Here is a 275-nt window from a genome sequence, read left to right as displayed (position 1 = left end):
AATGCATTCCAGCAGGTGCGGGGCATCTTCTCCCTGGTACAGTGGAGCAGCCCCGTTCTGTGCATACAGACCATTATTTTGTACGGCAAACCACGGCAGATAAGCCACAGGAAAAGTAAACAGCGCTTCTGAAGCGCATCCGGTATAGCTTTCTCCGCCTCTGCCCCAGCCCTCCTCTGCAATAAAACGACGTGCAGACAGCAGGCCCTGGCTGACTTCAGCCACGAAGGTGCCTTTGGTGTAAGAAATGCTCATCGTTATGTCCTTATATCAGC

At 52.7% G+C, this 275-nt stretch carries 1 protein-coding gene; it reads right to left on the bottom strand.

Features of this window, described 5'->3' with window-relative positions:
* Positions 1-255: hypothetical protein (locus SB773_RS31545; protein ID WP_410594250.1), on the bottom strand; the 255-nt coding region annotated here is incomplete at its 3' end.
* Positions 256-275 lie beyond the last annotated feature (20 nt).

Origin of the sequence: Bacillus sp. SIMBA_074 (genome assembly GCF_046534555.1) — a bacterium.
Taxonomy (GTDB): domain Bacteria; phylum Bacillota; class Bacilli; order Bacillales; family Bacillaceae_G; genus Bacillus_A; species Bacillus_A mycoides.
The sequence above is the reverse complement of the archived record's forward strand: the minus strand, read 5'-3'. Positions and strand labels throughout refer to the sequence as shown.